This window comes from Planococcus sp. A6 (genome assembly GCF_028823615.1).
Taxonomy (GTDB): Bacteria; Bacillota; Bacilli; order Bacillales_A; family Planococcaceae; genus Planococcus.
Genome location: NZ_JAPEHT010000013.1, coordinates 1 through 17,602, shown reverse-complemented (window position 1 = coordinate 17,602; position 17,602 = coordinate 1). Strand labels below are relative to the sequence as shown.

Sequence of the window (17,602 nt, the reverse complement as noted above, 5' to 3'; positions counted from 1 at the left end):
ATATACCTCTATTCTAAAATCTTTTTTGGTTAAGATATTAATTAATAAGTAAAAATATATTATGCTCCTTTCCCTTCTTTGATCCCTTCACTTTTTAAAACACTGAAAACTGTTTTTACAAAAATTTCTGAATCAAGTATCGGATTTTGCTTTTCTACATATTCCCCATCAATTTTTGCTTTTAGTTCAATCGGAAGTTCGTCTCGCCCACTAATCTGAGCTAATCCTGTAAGGCCAGGAAGCACATTATTTGCCTTGTACTTATCTCGCTCTTCAATGAGGTCATATTGATTCCATAAAGCAGGGCGTGGTCCGATAAGACTCATATCGCCTTTAATAATATTTATTAGTTGAGGCAGTTCATCAAGACTTGTCTTCCTAAGAAAGTTTCCTACTGGAGTAATGTAAGCATCTGGTTTATCTAATAGATGAGTAGGCATTTCTTTTGGGGCATCTGTCTTCATAGTTCTGAATTTTAAAATATAAAATTCTTTCTTATTTTTACCGATACGCTTCTGTTTAAAAAACACTGGCCCTTTGGAATCTAACTTGATGATTAAACTTAAAAAAAGAAAAACAATTGATAACCCCGAGAGAATTAACAGTGAAATTGTAAAGTCCACAATGCGCTTTATAAATGGAAACATCCATCTCCCCCCTTTTCAATTTTAATTAGCTACTACTAACAATTAGTTTTTTAGTTTCAACATTTTTTCGGTTAGCTAATCCCACTAATACTTCTTTGAGCTCAATATCCTCCATCTCATGAAGCTTCTCCATAATATACTTAAGTTCAAGTTCTGCAACTGGATTTGCTACTCCAATAAAAATTTTAGGGAATACTTGCTTGTCCTGAATCTCATCAGAATCAAGTAATTCTTCATACATCTTCTCCCCAGGACGTATTCCAGAGAAATTAATTTCGATATCTTCTTCAGAGTAGCCAGACAAGCGTATTAAATTTTTAGCCAAGTCTACGATTCTTACTGGCTCTCCCATATCCAAAACAAATACTTCTCCACCACGTGCTAAAGTGCCAGCTTGTATTACTAAACGGGATGCTTCTGGAATCGTCATAAAATAACGAGTCATATCAGGATGAGTAACGGTTACCGGCCCGCCCGCTGCAATTTGTTTCTTAAAAAGCGGAATAACCGACCCTCGAGATCCAAGTACGTTACCAAATCTTACTGCTACAAAGGTCGTTTCACTTCGCTTCGCCAAGTTTTGAACTATCATTTCCGCAAAACGCTTCGAGGCTCCCATTACGTTTGGTGGATTGACTGCTTTATCGGTCGATACCATGACAAAGTTTTTCACCCCAGCCATATGGGATGCTTCTGCTACATTCTTCGTGCCATAAATATTATTTTTCACTGCTTCCATCGGATTCCCTTCCATTAAAGGAACATGCTTATGCGCTGCAGCATGATATACCACATCCGGTTTATATTCATCCATAATCGATATGATTCTTTCACGGTCTTGGATATCTGCGATTAAAGGTATAATTTCTGTTTCGTTTCCTAGAGACTTGCGTAACTCCATATCAATTAAGTAAATGGAGTTTTCACCATGTCCAAGCAATAAAAGTTGTTTGGGACCGAAGCGAGCGATTTGTCGACAGATTTCAGAACCTATCGAACCTCCTGCGCCAGTGACTAAAATTGTTTTACCAGTCAATTGATCAGCTATTTTGTTCATATCAAGCTTCACTTCATCACGTCCAAGAAGATCTTCAATTTTCACATCTTGAATATCAGTTACGGATACTTTACCAGTCATGACATCTTCTATAAGAGGAATGGTTTGTGTCTTGATGCCGGTATCCATGCAATGCTTAATCAATTCTGCAGATTCTTGCTTGCTAAGCGAAGGAATGGCGACAATTATCCTCTCAACGGCATTGTCTTTTACAATAGCGTCGATATTTTTAGTCTCACCGTGTACGACCCGTACATCGTAAATATCTAAACCATGTTTATTCTTATCATCATCTACGAACAACACTGGTAAAAACCCATTATCTGGATTATTCAATAATTGTCTTGCAACGAGTGTACCGGCTTTTCCTGCCCCTACAATCATTGTCCTCTTTAGCTCTCGACCTGAGGATTTCAACTTAAAGGTTCTGCCGCGCATCATGCGCCAGGAAAGCCGTGAGCCGCCAATCATTAGTACATGAAGCATCCATGTAATGGCCAATGCACGGACGAGGATGTCACCTCGATAGAGGAATTGGACAAGAGCAATCGCCACTATCGATAAGGTGACAGCTTTTACTATGGAAGAAAGCTCGCCAATAGAAGCATATTCCCATACTTTCCGATATAGGCCGAAGTACATGGCGAACACGTGATGGGCGATGAAAATGGTTAATGCACTTGCTAAGAGAAATTGATTTTCGAGGATATCTACATAAGGGTAAAGGATGTAGTAGCCGACGAAGATGGAGAAAAATACTATTAAGGAATCGACTACTATGAGTAAAGACATTCTATTTTTCAATGACATATGGGTCCATCCTTTCACGAGGCATTACTAATTACACAAGTGCTGGAAATCTGTTGCTAATTTTAACATGCATTTTCCAGTAAAGATAGAGTAGAAATGTAAAATTCATACTAAAATATTAGTATTTAAGCAAAGATATTCCACCACTTGCCCTTTTCTATGTCTTGTGGCTCAAGAACATACAAGTCTTGGTCCATGAGGATGCGGTCATTGTTCTCGAGAAGAATGTCAATCATCTGGTGACGGTTCTTTTTCTCAAGCACGTCAAGGCCCGCATTGAAATGAAACGGTCGTACATCTTCACTGTGCACATCCGAACCATATACATGGATCATATTCGCATCGATCAATTGAAGTGCCGTCTTTTGGATGCTTTTGCCGAAGCTTCCAGAGAGGGAACCAGCCGTGACTTGCGCCATCGCACCGTGAATCAATAGTTTCTTCAAGCGTTCGGGCTTTTGAATGATGCCTTGATTGCGCTCTGCATGGGCAATGATTGGGATATAGCCAGATGTTATCAGTTGTTGGATGACCGGCACTGTATAAGCCGGAATTCCGGATGAAGGCAGCTCTAATAACACATAGCGCGATTCTGCTAAAGTCAAAGCTTCACCATTTGCAAGACGTTCTGGCAATTTATCGGATAAGCGGCATTCTTGTCCACTATATATTTCAAGCGGTAATTGCGCTTCTTTTACATAGTCTTTTACTGTCTTTAATTGCATATGAAGCGCTGCAATATCTGTCTTGAAATTTGGGTGGTGGCCATGCGGGGTCGCGATGATTCCAGTCAATTGTTCATTGACTGCCATGTTTAATAGACGCTTTGTGTGTTCCATCGTTTCTGCCCCATCATCCAGCGCCGGTAAAATATGTGAGTGCGTATCGATCATGTTTAGTTCCCTCCTGTTGCTCGGCAATCATTTCTCAGGTCGAGGTATTCATTTCTCTATAAGAGTTCTCTATGTATTTGTTTGAAATTGATAGATTTGACAATTATGGTTAGCTTTAAATCTTTCTTTAAAAAATTGGGTATCGCATTTAAAAGAAAAAGCAAAAGGAGGAGATCCCCCTTTTACTCTTCAGCATTGCCGTAGTATTGGTAATAATAGCTGTCTTTTGCCAGCTCAAAATTGTTCAATACGGCGCCGATCAATTTGCTATTGGACGCTTCGATTGCCTCTTTTGCTTTGGCGGCCATTTCCTTTTCCGTGCTTCCAGAATTGACGACCAAAATGGCACCGTCGCATTTATTCGCCAGTACCTGACCATCGGTTACAGATAACACAGGAGGCGCATCAAAAATAACGACGTCGTATCGTTTTTTTAAATCAGAGATAAGCATACCCATTGCATTGGATGCTAATAGTTCTGCTGGATTCGGCGGAATAGGTCCACATGTCATCAAGTCGAGACGTTCGATTGTCGTCGGACGGATAGCGTCTTCCACTGTTGCTTGACGCGTTAATACGTTGGAAAGTCCAATCGTATTCGGCATATGGAATGTGTAATGAGTCGTTGGTTTACGCATATCGCCATCTACAAGAAGTACATTCTTACCTTCTTGCGCAAATACTGTCGCTAAGTTTGCAGATGTTGTCGACTTCCCTTCCCCTGGCGCAGCGGAAGTGACAACGATTGAACGCAGTTCCACATCGGGTGATGCAAAGTTGACGTTTGTCCGCAAAGTACGGAATTGTTCAGAGACAAAAGAACGCGGCGTTGTGTGCGTGATGACTTTACGGGCAGTTGCTTGCAAACTCTGTTTTTTCTTAGCCATTCAATTCCGCCGCCTTTCTGCGATTGCTCGTCGTTGTTTCAAGTTCTGCTTTTTCTTTGATCGGTGAAATCACGCCTAATAGCGGCACTCCGAGAATGTCTTCAATGTCTTGTTCTGTTTTCATCGATGTGTCGAGGTATTCACGCAAGAATGCGATACCGACACCGAGCATCAAACCGACCACTGCAGCGATTGCCATATTCAAGACCGGCTTCGGTTCAACAGGACTTGGGTTTTCTTTCAATACGGCTGGAGATAAGATCGACACGTTATCGACGTTCATCAATTCGCGAACGTCGTTTTCAAATACTTCCGCTGTTGTATTAGCAATTTCCACTGCTTGTGCTGGATTTTCATCTCGCACCACAACATTCACGACTTGTGAGTTTTCTGCTGTATTGACAGTGATTTTTGAAGTTAAGGCTTCAGCGCTCGTATCCAAGTTCATCTGCTCGATGACTTGATCGAGGATCGCTGGACTTTTGATGATGACCGAGTATGTATTGATGAGTTGCAAGTCAGTTTGAATGTTTTGGTTAGTCAATTGCGCTGCTTCAGTTTGTTCTTGGTTAACAAGGATTTGTGTCGAGTTCTCATAAACCGGCGTCAAATACAGAAACGAAATCGCTCCTGCAATCGTGATGGCCAGGATCGTCGTCAGGGCAATAATTCCGAGATTCTTCTTTAATGTCTTGAATAAATCCTGTAAGCTAATAGTCTCTTCCATGTAGTAAATGGCTCCTTCTATTTCAATTTAAATAATAGACAAATTTAAACAACATAAGACAGTATATCACAGGAATATACCATTTGGACTTCCAATTTTAAAAAGTTATATAGGAACAAGGATGGATTTATGCTATCTTTAATTTATATTAATGGCTATTTTTGAAAGGAGTAAAGTATGAAATTGTATAAATTAGGAGGGCTCGTTGCAGTCCTTGCCTGCTTAGGAATCCTTGTCTTTTCTTACTTATCTTGGCAGGATAAATTGCAAGGCGCTACCGGCACAAACGCTGAAGCGAGCACCGAAAGTAAAAACACCACGAGCGAAACCGAAAACACACAAAGTGAAAAAAAAAATGGCGAATCTGTGAACACCGATCTCTTTGCCAATATGGATGAACAAGTCCAGGAACTGTTCCTTCAAAAAGGGACAGAAGGCGAAACGCTCCAATTATTGATTACGGGATCTGAAGCACTCGAATCCGGCGACCCGGGCTATGCGGAACGCTTGAAGACTTCATTAGAAGAAGCATATGGCGATTCCATTGAAGTTACGATTGAGCCAGTAGAAGGAACATCCTACAATTTGCCGAGCGTGGATTTATCCGCCGGCTACGATCTAGTCTTGCTTGAGCCGATGACGCTTATGAACAACGACCGCATTTCCATTGAAGACGAGCGCAAAGATGTCCGTGACTTCGCCACTCGCCTGGAAGCAGAAAATCCGGACGCGGTTCTCGTCCTTCACGCACCGCAGCCGATCTATGGCGCCGGGTTCTATTTGGCGCAAGTGCAGGCACTCGAGGAATTCGCAAACCTTTACGGCCATCCGTACATTGAGCACTGGGATGCATGGCCCGACACAGACGACATCGCTTTGAAGGAACATTTGACCGAAGATGCCGTCCCTAATGATAAGGGCGCTGAAACGTGGGCAACCGAACTAGCAAATTATTTTATCGCGAACTAACGGAGGAACGACATGAAAAAGAAAAGAAAATGGCCCAAGTACGTGCTTATCGCATTGCTTTTGGCTCTTATCGCTGGCGGCATCTACGCCTATAGCGTCTACTCGAACTTCACGACAACACTTGATACGATGCACGAACCTGTCGAACGCGAACAGCCGTCTGTCGAACGCACTGAAATCGTCGAGTTCGACCAGCAAGATCCGTTCTCTGTGTTACTGCTCGGCGTCGACGAACGTGAAGATGATCGCGGTCGTTCGGACACAATGGTCGTTATGACCGTCAACCCAGAAACACAGTCGACGAAAATGGTCTCCATCCCGCGTGACACTTACACCGAAATCATCGGGCGCGGCACGACAGACAAAATCAACCATGCTTATGCATTCGGCGGCATTGAAATGTCGATGAACACAACTGAGAATTTACTTGATATCCCAATCGATTATGTCGTGCAAGTGAATATGGAAGGCTTTGAAGATATCGTCGATGCAGTGGATGGCGTTACCGTCAATAACTCACTCGCGTTCGATAACTTCCCAGAAGGCGAAATCCAATTGAACGGCGAACAAGCTCTCGACTACGTCCAAATGCGCAAACAAGATCCGCGCGGTGACTTCGGGCGCCAAGACCGTCAGAAACAAGTCATCCAAGGCATCATGAGAAAAGGCGCTTCCATTAACAGCCTCTGGAACTACAAAGACATCTTTGACGCTCTCGGTCAAAACGTCCGCACGAACATGACCTTCGATGAAATGGTCGACGTGCAGCGCAATTACCAAGACGCGGTAACCAATGTTGATCAGATGATTGTTGAAGACGGCTACGGCGAAACCATCAACGGCATCTGGTATTATATGATGGATGACGCGGAACTTGCGGAAATCCAGTCGACCTTGAAAGAGCATCTGGAATTGGAAGAAGCAACGGAATAAAAGAAAAGACAGCTGCACTAATGCCTAATCGGCTAGTGCAGCTGTCTTTTTGTGTATAGTAAGTGGTTTTATCTTTAGCTAGCTCGTAAGAGCTGGAGTGTCCGCTTTGAATTTTATTAGGACGAGATACAGCACTAGCCCTTCTCTGCAAAACTAAATATCTGGCTTGTTACCAAATCTCAACCCACAAAAATAGCCACCCTCAAAGGGCAGCCATCAATTCACCGGAGTTCAGCACTTTTTTTTTAATGAGGTCGAACTTTGCGGCACGCAGCTCACATTGCTGGACGAAGTAGACGAATGCCCGGCGCGGAATCCCTAGTTCTTTTGCACCGACAGCTGGACCCAAATCTTTCTCGATGTAGTAATCGTACATAATATCATCAATCGTTTGTTTATGCTCTCTCTCCAACTGCTTCTTCACTAGTTCGTAATCTTTCATGCGCCCGGACACTCCTCCTGTATATTGCATTTAGATAAGGTTTGTTTTCATAAGATGTACCTATTATATTCCTTTTATATCCTTTTGACTAGTCATTTTTTGAATATTTGTACCTACTAATACAAATAAATCAAAAAAAATATTTTTTAAACCGGTTCATTCATCCTCTTTCTATTTTTACCCCTCTATCATTTGGTATATTCTTAACAAAATTTCCGCAAAGAAAAAACCGCTCCATCTGAAAATGGGCGGTTTGTATAATCACAGGCGCTGCAACTTGTCGGATCCGCTCCATCTGAAAATGGGCGGTTTGTATAATCACAGGCGCTGCAACTTGTCGGACTTTAAATCAAATTCATAGACGAAATGCATAAACACTTGTCGTGGGATCCCAAGTTCCTGGGCGCCAGTGGCCGGGCCGTAATCTTCATCGATGTAGATGGTCCGTATGATTTGCTCGATCGATTTCCCGTGTTTTTTCTCTAAGCGGTGTTGGTATTCAGCAAATTCCATTATGCTCCACCTGCTTTCTGCTTATTCAGGGAGTGACTGGAGTCCCTTCCTGTATTATTTAATTCTTAGTATACAGCAGATTTTACCCAATTCCTAGACCAAATGATACAAATAACCGATAAATATTTTCCATTTTCATCAATCCGTCTTGAATAACGCTTTTTTGAGCGAACTTTCAGACGAATTCTCTTTAGCACTATTAGCCCTCACTTTGTTTCACCTGCTGCAATTTTCCGTTCGCTAGCTCGAGAAACTCCTTCATCACGGCATCAATCTCGAATTTACGCGCTTTCTGCTTGCAGCGTTCTACGATTTTCCGGTAGGCGTTTTCCGAGACGAGCAGATTTTTTACCAGTTCGCCGATTTCATAGGTCTCCGGCGCTTCCCAGTAAGATTCTCCCACTTCATAAGGCGGCAGTTCATGGAAGTAGCCTTCCGATAGCGCTTCAGCGTCATTGGCGCGTGATGTGATGCCCGGAACGCCCGCTCCGCACGCCTGGATCATCACCGCACCCGATCCGATAAAGCAGAAACTGTCTTTCAGCACATCTTCCATGCGCCCGCCTTTTGGCATCGAATGCAGGAAGATGTGTTCCCTTGCTTCGGATTCGGCGATGCTTTTCCGGAGACGCGCTTCGTCTGGCCCTTCCCCATAAATATGGTACGTGAATTCGGGATCGATCTGGATGAGCTCTTCCATCAACTCGATCACTTGTGCGTAATGCGTCGTGAAGGCTTGGATCGCCCCGACCGAGACGATGCGCCTTGAATGCGGGCTGCCGAACTGCTGGTCTTTAGCACCTTGTTCCACAGGCGGCGGCATGAATTGTTCCGGCACTTCGATCTCCAGCGCCCTGGCCGTATAGCGCCTTATGGTCGGATTCATGAACACCAGTTTTTGATGGAACCCTTTATCAATCGCCTTCAGCGCGCGGATGATTTTTTTATTGCGTTCGAGCTTATACAGTTCCGGTTGATAGACGCCGGATAAGCGGACGTGTGCAGGCAACGCATACGACAATAACAAGCCGGACGGACTGAACGAATAAACCAGGTCGTATTTATCGGACCGCACGAGCTGGTTCAATACGGACAAATCGAGCGGCGGTTCTTTGCCGTTGTCGCGGACGATGAGCTCGAGCCCATCGATCTGCTGGAGGTGTTTAAGAAGTGGGCCGCCACTGCTGTAGAGAAAGACGCTTACTTCATAGCCGTTGTCTACCAGCCAGCGCGACATGCGGATGATGAGCGCTTCCACGCCACCCGCTTTCATATGTTTATGGACGAGGGCGATTTTCCGGACCTCGCCGCTCGCCTTGTGATAGCTTTCTTCATTATGAATCGTTTCAAATGGGATCATTGGGACACCTCGTGGCAACTGTCGTTTGGTTTACGTGTTATACAACTTCCCAGAGCCGCTTTTTCGACAGCGTCCAGTCGATGGTTTCTTTGATGCCTTGATCGAAATGAGTTTCGGGGACGAAATCGAGCTGCTGTTTCAGTTTGTCGGCTGAAACGGCGAACCGGTGAGGCGCCTTGGCCCCGCCTGCCTGTTCTACAAAGCGGATGTAATGCTGATAGCTATCATTTCCCGGGAAATGACGGTCGAGCGATGCACAGATCCATTCCACGATTTCGAGCGTCTTAAGTGGCGCTTCGCCTCCCGCAAGATACGTCTCGCCCGCATCGCCCAGATGGAACACGGTATCTGCGGCGCGCCAGAAATCATCGATATAAAGCCAGTCGTGGACATCTTCGCCACCTGAATAGACGGGGATGATGCTGCCGGACAGGGCTTTTTGCAAAATGATCGGAATGAGCTTATCGTCTTGCTGATGCGGACCGAAGACATTCGATGCCTGCAAGATAACGGTATCGATCCCGTAGCTTTCGTGGAATCCTGTGACCATCAAATCCGAACTCGCTTTGCTCGCCGCATAGGGGCTGATCGGATCGTATTTCAAAGTTTCGTCCGCGAATCCGTCCGCTCTCGGCCCATATACTTGATCGGTCGAGATATGCAAAAAGCGCGAGCCTACGTACCGTGGTTTCATTTCAAACGGGCCATCCATCCATTGCTTGCGCGCGGCATCGAGCACATGGAACGTGCCTAGCACATTGGTTTCCGCGAAAATGCCCGGATTTCGCATCGATTCGCCGACATGCGTTTTTGCCGCGAAATGGGCAACATCGCTAATCTCATAATATTCGAATAGCTGTGCGACCGCATCGCTATTGCGGATATCGACTTGATGAAACGCATAGCGATTGCTCGCAAACAAAGGCCGCAACAGTTCCGGGACATTGCCCGCGTCCTGATCGATTGCTACTACTTGATAAGCCGGGTATTTGATCAATAGCTCATGGATAAAGCGCGATCCTAGAAAGCCGTGCGCCCCTGTTACCAAAATCGTTCTCATGTTTGATTGCTCCTCCTTTCCGTTCGGTTGGATTTTCGAAACCATTCCCATGATGCCCCCACCTCTTTTGCCGTTTTCTATAATTTACCGGCTAGAAGTTAAAAACAAGTTAAAACTTGTATTTCAAATAGTGGTTTAAGTATACAGAACATTTAGGTATTATGGAATACTTTCGGTAAATTTTAAGTGACTTTAGTTTTAACTATTTCAAGATATTATCCAATTTTGAAGCGATAAATACATTTTTATAGGTTTACACCGTCACTCTGTTCTTAAAATGTTATTGTTGTCGAACTTTTGACAGTCTTTTTGAATATATAGTATGAGGGAGTTGGTTATGGTTTGAACTCTTTATTATAGAAGAAACTCAAAACTGGGTATGTTAGGATGGACGGACTGAAGGGAGACGAGGCATATCGAGTTATCAATCATTATGTATATTCTTTTCGTAGGCGCGGCGCTCATTATGGGGGCACTGGCTTCCATTATTTTCATGAACATCTACCGGAAAAACAAACGCGCAGGACTATTTGTGGGTGCGCTATCTCTTCTCTGGTTTGTCTATCAGCTGTTCAGCTTATCCAATATCTCCGTACCGCTTGCTGCGACAGTGCTTGTGATCTATCTGTTCTTCGGGATTGCGGCTTTTCGGAAGTTGAAAGTTGAGGGGCATATGCCTCGCTAGGAGATTTGTGACACCTTTATCCTTACTACCTATTCTTGATAGAGAAAAGAGAACAGGTTGGGTGAATCATCTCGTTTTAGTTGCAGTCGCCGCTTAGGGTTAAGCTCTCGCAATAAGCCAGAAAAACCTCCTGTCTTATTGCTTCGCTTCACTCGTGGCGCGGAACTGCTTTGAGATTCCATCGTGACTGGTTTATGCAGAGGTGAGCGCTTCAATACACAGCACATGACTGGATCGACACTTAGCGGTTGGAATGACTTCGAAAGCTTGCCTATTTTGCTGTAGATACTACATATTCAATTTATTATTTCTACTCGTTCATTCCGAAATGTGATGACCTTCAATACCACTCTACTATTAGAGATGAAGCGGAAAGCCGCGACTCCGGGAGGATCAGCGAGACAATTGAGACCCTACAGAGCGCGCAGCGATCGAAGCGGCTCAATGCGAGCCCTCCGGAAAGCGTCGGCTTGCAGCGAAATCTCCCCCACTATCTCTTCCTATATAAAAACAGACCCAAGAGAAAATCTCTCGGGTCTGTTTTTCTGTTTACTGGATCGTGTAGCCGTATTTGGCGAAGCCGTTTTGTGTGGCTTCAATATACTGGATCGCTGGCTCTTTCTCTGCCAAGCTTTGTGCCGAGTTCGACGTTTCGAACACGAGGTTCGGGTCGCCTGCTACCGGCGCGAACTGCCAGTTGCCGTCTGCAGAAGGATCGATTGTGCCGACTTCCACGATGTAATCCTGGATCGCTTGGCGGTTCTCATACGCAAAGTCGATGGATTCTGTTGCATTGCGGACACCCGGGAAGTTGCCGCTCGCACGGTAGTTGTTCGTCACAACTAAAAATTCCTGGTTCGGGTCGATCGCTGCACCTTCGTATTGAAGGTTCTCGATGCGTTCTGCGCCTTCATTGACAACAGCGCCTTCGCCGTCGTATTTCGCTGGCTCTGTGATATCGATGTCGTATGTGACGCCATCGATGACATCGAAGTTATACGTGCGGTAATTGTCGTTGATGAATGTTTGCTCGCCCGCTGCGTTCGGGTCGATTTGCTTGAACTGACCGGCTGACATTTCGAGCCATTCCTTGAGGTCTGCGCCTGTCAGTTTCAAGACGAAGACAGTGTTGTCGTAGACGTAAAGGTCTGCGACGTTCTTGATGGCGATTTCGCCGGTTTCAATATTCGTGTAGTAATCGCCGCCATTGCGCCCGCCTGCTTTAAACGGTGCTGCTGCGGAAAGTAACGGAAGATCTGCATTTGCCGTTCCAGCGAGTTGCTGCTCGGCGTACCAAAGTTGTGCATTGTTGACGATCTGCACAGATGGGTCATCTTGTACGAGTGAGAAATAGCTGTTGATCGGAGCCGTCGTTTCGCCGACAGGGCTGCGGATGTATTCCACCGTGCCTTCGTGCGTTTCTTTCACGGCTTCGATGACTTGCTCAGAGACTTCATCTGTCGTTGAATCGATGGCACGCAGTTCCGCTTCACCATTCGTGATGCGCCATTTCTTGCCGCGCGGCTCAAGCGTCAAATCGATGATGCCGAGATGGCTTCCGAATTTACCAGGCATGACGACTGGCGTGCCGTTGATCGTGCCGTTTTCCTGGTCGACATTCGCCAATTCGCTATAAGATCCTGGGAATACGTCGTGGTTATGGCCGGTGATGATGGCATCGACGCCGTCCACTTCCGTTAATTGATACGTCACGTTTTCTTCGCCGACCGTATGGACTTCATCGCCCATGCCGGAATGGGAAAGAACGACGACGACGTCCGCTCCTGCTTTCTCGACTTCCGGAATGAATTTCTCGACCGTTTCGACAGCATCTTTGGCGATAACCTCGCCTTCAAGATGCGCGCGGTCCCATTCCATGATGCCCGGTGCCACGACGCCAATGACGCCGACTTGAATCGTGTGTTTTTTGCCTTTACGGTCCGTCACTTCTTTATCCATGATCGTGTACGGCGTGAAACGGTTCTCGCCGGTTTCTGCGTCATAGACATTGGCATTGAGTACCGGGAACGGCGCTTCCTCTAATGCGTTATCAAGATAATCAAGGCCGAAGTTGAACTCGTGGTTGCCGAGTGTCGACGCATCGAAATCGAGCGACTCGAGTGCTGCGAATGCTGGATGCAATTCGTTGTCTTCGAGCGGGTCGACGTTCACTTTATAGCCGCCGAATGGAGTGCCTTGGATCAAGTCGCCGTTATCGAACAACAATGTGTTGTCATTTTCTTCGCGCGCATCTTCGATCAAGACGCCTGTTTTCGCGAGCGACAATGCATTGGACTTCGCGTCGCGGTAGTAATCGTAGTTAACGAAGTTTGTATGTAAATCCGAGGTGCCGAGAATCTGTAATTCGACTTCTTTGAGCTTTCCTTTTTTGCCGCTGTTCTTCCATTCCTGGATGTATTCTTTAAAGCTTTGCCCCTTGCCTTTTCCAGGGTTCTCTTGCGCTTGCGAATTGCTATCTACCGCTGCAATCGCCGGTGCTCCTGTTGTCAAACTGCCTAGCGCGAGCACCGAAGCGGCGAGCGTCAAGGATAGTTTCTTGCTCATTCTTCCATCTCCTCATCATTCATAATGGTTAAGCAAAGTTATTATACTACTTCGGGTTTCGGAATAGAATGCGTTTACACAAAATTGTGTCTATTGTAATAAGCTTTACTTGAGGAAATCGTATTGATGGGTTTCTGGAGAACAAATAGTCACGCAGGAGTTATAGCTAATTGATTAGTTGTGTGAGATGAGATGGGCATCGGCTAGGTAAATCGCTTAGTGTTTGCTTATAACCCTATATCGATAGATAAATGAGAGAGATTTGATTTGGGGCATCTCTTGAAAGAGCCGCAGTGTCCGCTTGGGGTTGAGCTTTCACAATAAGCCAAGAAGAACGCTTGTCTTATTGCTTCGCTTCACCCCTTGGTGCGGAACTGTGTAGAGATTTCATTGAGAAAAGTTAGTGAAGTGGGATTGGTCCTCTAATTATCACATGACCGTATCGAAGCTCAATCGATAGGATGAATTTCGAAAGCTTGCTCATTTTACTGCAGGTATTAAATCCAGTGGAATATTTTTTCTAAACACCTATTAAAGAATATGACACTTATAACATATGATCTATTTATAAAGATGTAACGTAGGGCGGCGACTAATGAACAAGCGAAAGATACTTGAGCTTGTTCATTTGCGACGCATCTGCTCGCAGATGTGGGAGCAGTGGGATTTACTACTACTTCCCGAGCGAGCTGGAAGCGGCTGAAGCCGGCCCCCTCAGAAAGCGTCCGCCCGAAGCGCAATCTCCCCCACTATCCATTCCTATATAAACCAAAACAAAAAGCCCTGTAAACAACAGAGCTTTGTCACCTTTATGCTATTTGTACATCCTATTGAAGAATCTTTTTCAGGTCTTGCGTCTGTTCTGCCGTCAGCCTGAAAAATTCTTGGTTTTCTTTATGGGACAAAACGTTGCGTTCATTGGACATGATGGCCCGGCCATTATCGCGGTACCAGACAAAACGACGGATTTCCTGGACGCCATCGTCTGGGCGGTCAATGGTGAAGACAGCCTGCGGTTCAACCGACAACCGGTCGAGCGACTCGAGCTCGGTTTCGTTTTGCAGAATCGTTCTGAGTGACACAATGGAAGCTCGGTCACTGATGTCTTTCTGGAAATGAACCCCTTCGGTCAAGCCATCGGTAAATGGCACGCCGACCCGTATGACTTCATTATGTGTACATGCCGATAGCACAATCGCCATCGCTATCATTACGCCTAGCCAAATCGACCTCTTGATACTATCACCCCTTTATACCCACAAACCCGCCTTTATTTACAATTAAATACAGCTTATCATGGTATTCCGTTTAATACGAGTTATTCTATCAAATCCATCAAATTTTTAATCATTAATCCCGTCCACACACTGCCACAATAATCAGTGGCCTCTTGTGTATAGAGTTATATAGACATAAGTGCTTAGATTCCCTATGGCACTAGCCTTCTCACTACCGGTGTCTTCTGCATCAGTCGGATGACAACATACGACAAGATGAAGATGACGATCCACGATAAGGGCACGCCAATCCACACATTGATGGTCGTTTCGTTGAAATTAAACAAGCGGTTCAAATAGGTCTGGATCAGCGGGTGAATGATGTAGACCCCAAACGTTGCCGTGCTGATGCGCGTAATGAGCGGCGTCGATTTCAAGTTCTTACCGAGCTGCTGGAACGCAACGAAAACGAAGAGCGAAACAAAGATCGCGTGAGGGTAATAATGCTCGTAGAAGAAGTCATCGAAATCGCCCGCTTCACGCCCCACATTGGCCGACACCGTTCCGTACAGCGTAACCGCATAGCCAATAATCGCGAGCACCCCAAGTGTCGGTAGCCAGCGCTTCGGCAATGGGTACATGACCAGGTACGCACCTAGTAGGAAATAACCGATATACGGCGCGAACATCTGCCCGGCGAAAGCGACTTCGTAACCCGTCGCCCGCGTGAAAATCGGTACCGCGGCCGAGAACAAGAACCAGAACGCGAAGAAATAATGGAACATCGTCTTGTCCATATGCTTTACGAGAATGCGTAAAAACGGCGCCATCAAATACAGCCCCGTGATGATATAGAGAAACCAAAGATGGAAATAAATATCGTCTGAAATGAATGCACCGAGCATTTGCCCTGGCGTATATTCCTCACCGAGCTGAAAAATATTATAGGCCATGTAGATGGCGCTCCAGAACACGAGCGGCAATAGGACTTTGCCGAGCCGCTTCCGGAGAAATTCACCAATCTGTTCTTTTGAGTCGCGCGTAAGTAACAATGCGCCGCTCAGCATGAAGAAGATCGGCACGCACCAACGGAGTGCGCTATCGATCGCGTTTGCGTAATGCCATTCCCAATCGCCGGTGGTGTAATTATTGATAATTTTCGATGCGACGTGGACGCCGACGACCGTAATGATCGCAAACACCCGCATCCAGTCCATATAGCCGTATCTTCGTGCCATTGGGTTGACCTCTTTTCACTATGATTCCTCGCTTATTTTAACCGAGCCACCGCTGCAATTACCACGACAAACGCATTACACTTCGATGACAACTCATAACAAGCGGCACAATTTATCGAGTTCAGCGCTTTGGCTGTCGATCATGCGCTTCGCGACTTGCCGCAGCCGAGCGAGGTTTTCCGGCGTCACGCGGTCGAGTTGCTCGATCCCGGAATCGTCCGCGGGCAGCTTTTCCTGGAAGCGGTAATAGCGTTGGTCGATTCCCTCGTCTTTCAACAAATGGCGCAGCTGATGGTCGACGGAGTCGGAACTGCCGTCCATCATGACTTTCAATAAGGACCGTGCCCAGCCGTAATGGAAAAAGGCCCGCCAGCCGGTCACTTCCACTTCGCGCTGCGCTTCCCCGGTACCGAGCGATACGAGCAGAAAGTCTTCCTCTTCGTCTCCGTAAAGTTCGAGCCCTTCCGTATAAGCGCTCATCCCCGGGTCATTGGCGAACACGCCGCCATCAATGAACGCCGCTTTGGGATAATCCGGGATCTTCGCCGGCGCGAAGTAACTCGGTGCCGCCGTCGCAGCCCGGATAATATGGCGGATTTCGCTGTCAGGCTGGCGTTCGTTCAAATTGATGACGGTGCTTTTGAAGAAATGCGCATGCCGTCCGTGGATGTCATAAGTCGGAATGACGGCTGGCTGCAGCAGGTCGGATAATTTCAAGTCGTTGAAGTAATGCTTGAGCACTTGTTCGAATTCGCGGTGGCTGTATTGCGTATGAAGAAAACGCCCCACGAGTCCGAATGAACGGTGGAGAAACGATTTCCGGAACATGCGCTCGGCTTCCGTTTCGTAGAGCTTGAGGATGTCGTTTGCCGTATAGCGCGGCTTCTTGCCGTCAGGGACCAAGAGTCCGAGCGCCAAGATCGCCCCGGTCGACGTGCCAACGAAGATATCGAATTGTTCAGAGACCGGTTTACCCGTACGCCGCTCCAGTTCACACAGCATCATCGCCGGCAAAATCCCCCGTATGCCCCCGCCATCGATCGATAGAATCTTCTTCATATGGACAGCCTCCTTCTATAGATATGTATTGTGTTTCTTTTATTAGTTATTGAATGAGTTGCACTAGTAATAAACAAATTTAAGCATTTAAAGGATTTCCTTTCGTAATACAGCGCTTGGCGCTTTGGGCATGGCTTTCGTGATGAGCCCGGAAAAGCACCGGTCTCGTCACTTCGCCTAGCCCTTGGACGCGCCGGCGCTCGGGTCAATTCAATGTGAAATGGATAGATTAATTGGATTTCATTGTTTTTATTTTGTGGTGACGCGAAGAATGCGAGACTGCTCCCAGCGCTTTACGCTGAGTCGCGGTGACTTGTACTAACGGTGAATTAAGGTTTTCTAAACTTAAGTTGTAATTTATCAAAACTACTTTCTTCTATATAAGTAAGCAGAAATTCAAAAAGCTCTTTCTACTAGTAACGCTTATCACTCAGTGAAATATGGCATTTACTGCCCCTCTAAAACTAGAGATGGAGCGGAAATCGGCGACTCCGGGAGGATCAGCGAGACAATTGAGACCCTGCAGGAGCGCAGCGACGA

The 17,602-nt window shown here is 46.0% G+C and carries 16 protein-coding genes; 3 read left to right on the top strand and 13 right to left on the bottom strand.

Features of this window, described 5'->3' with window-relative positions; all coding sequences use genetic code 11:
• Positions 1-59: 59 nt before the first annotated feature.
• The 5 genes from ON064_RS03405 to ON064_RS03385 all read right to left on the bottom strand — a co-directional run bounded on the left by ON064_RS03405 (position 60) and on the right by ON064_RS03385 (position 5,021).
• On the bottom strand, positions 60-647 hold the full coding sequence (locus ON064_RS03405) for a sugar transferase (RefSeq protein WP_274623622.1): 588 nt from the start codon (positions 645-647) through the stop codon (positions 60-62).
• Between the two features lie 25 nt (positions 648-672).
• Entirely contained in the window at positions 673-2,514 is a 1,842-nt protein-coding gene (locus ON064_RS03400; RefSeq protein WP_274623621.1) for a polysaccharide biosynthesis protein, read from the bottom strand.
• A 125-nt stretch (positions 2,515-2,639) separates the two neighbouring features.
• Positions 2,640-3,407 (bottom strand): tyrosine-protein phosphatase, encoded by a 768-nt coding sequence (locus ON064_RS03395; protein WP_274623620.1) that lies wholly within the window; start codon positions 3,405-3,407, stop codon positions 2,640-2,642.
• Positions 3,408-3,589: 182 nt separating this feature from the next.
• Positions 3,590-4,294 carry a CpsD/CapB family tyrosine-protein kinase gene (locus tag ON064_RS03390; protein WP_274623619.1) on the bottom strand — a complete coding sequence of 235 codons (705 nt, stop codon included), beginning with the start codon at positions 4,292-4,294 and terminating at the stop codon, positions 3,590-3,592.
• Positions 4,287-5,021 (bottom strand): YveK family protein, encoded by a 735-nt coding sequence (locus ON064_RS03385; RefSeq protein ID WP_274623618.1) that lies wholly within the window; start codon positions 5,019-5,021, stop codon positions 4,287-4,289. The genes ON064_RS03390 and ON064_RS03385 overlap by 8 nt, the downstream gene beginning before the upstream one ends.
• Positions 5,022-5,198: 177 nt before the next feature.
• Between ON064_RS03385 and ON064_RS03380 the strand changes: the two genes are divergently transcribed.
• Entirely contained in the window at positions 5,199-5,990 is a 792-nt protein-coding gene (locus ON064_RS03380) for an SGNH/GDSL hydrolase family protein (RefSeq protein WP_274623617.1), read from the top strand.
• A 12-nt stretch (positions 5,991-6,002) separates the two neighbouring features.
• Positions 6,003-6,923 carry an LCP family glycopolymer transferase gene (locus ON064_RS03375; RefSeq protein ID WP_274623616.1) on the top strand — a complete coding sequence of 307 codons (921 nt, stop codon included), beginning with the start codon at positions 6,003-6,005 and terminating at the stop codon, positions 6,921-6,923.
• A 202-nt stretch (positions 6,924-7,125) separates the two neighbouring features.
• On the opposite strand, the gene ON064_RS03370 is transcribed toward ON064_RS03375, so the two are convergent.
• The 4 genes from ON064_RS03370 to ON064_RS03355 form a co-directional block, all read right to left on the bottom strand.
• Entirely contained in the window at positions 7,126-7,365 is a 240-nt protein-coding gene (locus ON064_RS03370) for a hypothetical protein (protein ID WP_274623615.1), read from the bottom strand.
• Positions 7,366-7,683: 318 nt separating this feature from the next.
• Positions 7,684-7,878 carry a hypothetical protein gene (locus ON064_RS03365; RefSeq protein WP_274623614.1) on the bottom strand — a complete coding sequence of 65 codons (195 nt, stop codon included), beginning with the start codon at positions 7,876-7,878 and terminating at the stop codon, positions 7,684-7,686.
• 199 nt (positions 7,879-8,077) lie between these two features.
• Complete coding sequence (locus tag ON064_RS03360; RefSeq protein WP_274623613.1) at positions 8,078-9,238, bottom strand: glycosyltransferase; 1,161 nt, start codon at positions 9,236-9,238, stop codon at positions 8,078-8,080.
• A 37-nt stretch (positions 9,239-9,275) separates the two neighbouring features.
• Positions 9,276-10,298: a dTDP-glucose 4,6-dehydratase gene (locus tag ON064_RS03355; protein WP_274623612.1), complete on the bottom strand. Its 1,023-nt coding sequence runs from the start codon at positions 10,296-10,298 to the stop codon at positions 9,276-9,278.
• A 466-nt stretch (positions 10,299-10,764) separates the two neighbouring features.
• Here ON064_RS03355 and ON064_RS03350 point away from each other — a divergent pair, with 466 nt between their 5' ends.
• Positions 10,765-10,983 carry a hypothetical protein gene (locus tag ON064_RS03350; RefSeq protein WP_274623611.1) on the top strand — a complete coding sequence of 73 codons (219 nt, stop codon included), beginning with the start codon at positions 10,765-10,767 and terminating at the stop codon, positions 10,981-10,983.
• Between the two features lie 549 nt (positions 10,984-11,532).
• Here ON064_RS03350 and ON064_RS03345 read toward each other — a convergent pair.
• The 4 genes from ON064_RS03345 to ON064_RS03330 all read right to left on the bottom strand — a co-directional run bounded on the left by ON064_RS03345 (position 11,533) and on the right by ON064_RS03330 (position 17,062).
• Complete coding sequence (locus tag ON064_RS03345) at positions 11,533-13,548, bottom strand: bifunctional 2',3'-cyclic-nucleotide 2'-phosphodiesterase/3'-nucleotidase (RefSeq protein WP_274623610.1); 2,016 nt, start codon at positions 13,546-13,548, stop codon at positions 11,533-11,535.
• Between the two features lie 827 nt (positions 13,549-14,375).
• Positions 14,376-14,750, bottom strand: coding sequence for a hypothetical protein (locus tag ON064_RS03340; RefSeq protein ID WP_274623609.1), 375 nt, complete (start codon positions 14,748-14,750; stop codon positions 14,376-14,378).
• 227 nt (positions 14,751-14,977) lie between these two features.
• A complete protein-coding gene (locus ON064_RS03335; protein WP_121298178.1) occupies positions 14,978-16,003 on the bottom strand; it encodes an acyltransferase in 1,026 nt (341 codons plus the stop codon).
• Positions 16,004-16,096: 93 nt separating this feature from the next.
• Positions 16,097-17,062: a patatin-like phospholipase family protein gene (locus tag ON064_RS03330; protein ID WP_121298179.1), complete on the bottom strand. Its 966-nt coding sequence runs from the start codon at positions 17,060-17,062 to the stop codon at positions 16,097-16,099.
• Between the last annotated feature and the right edge of the window lie 540 nt (positions 17,063-17,602).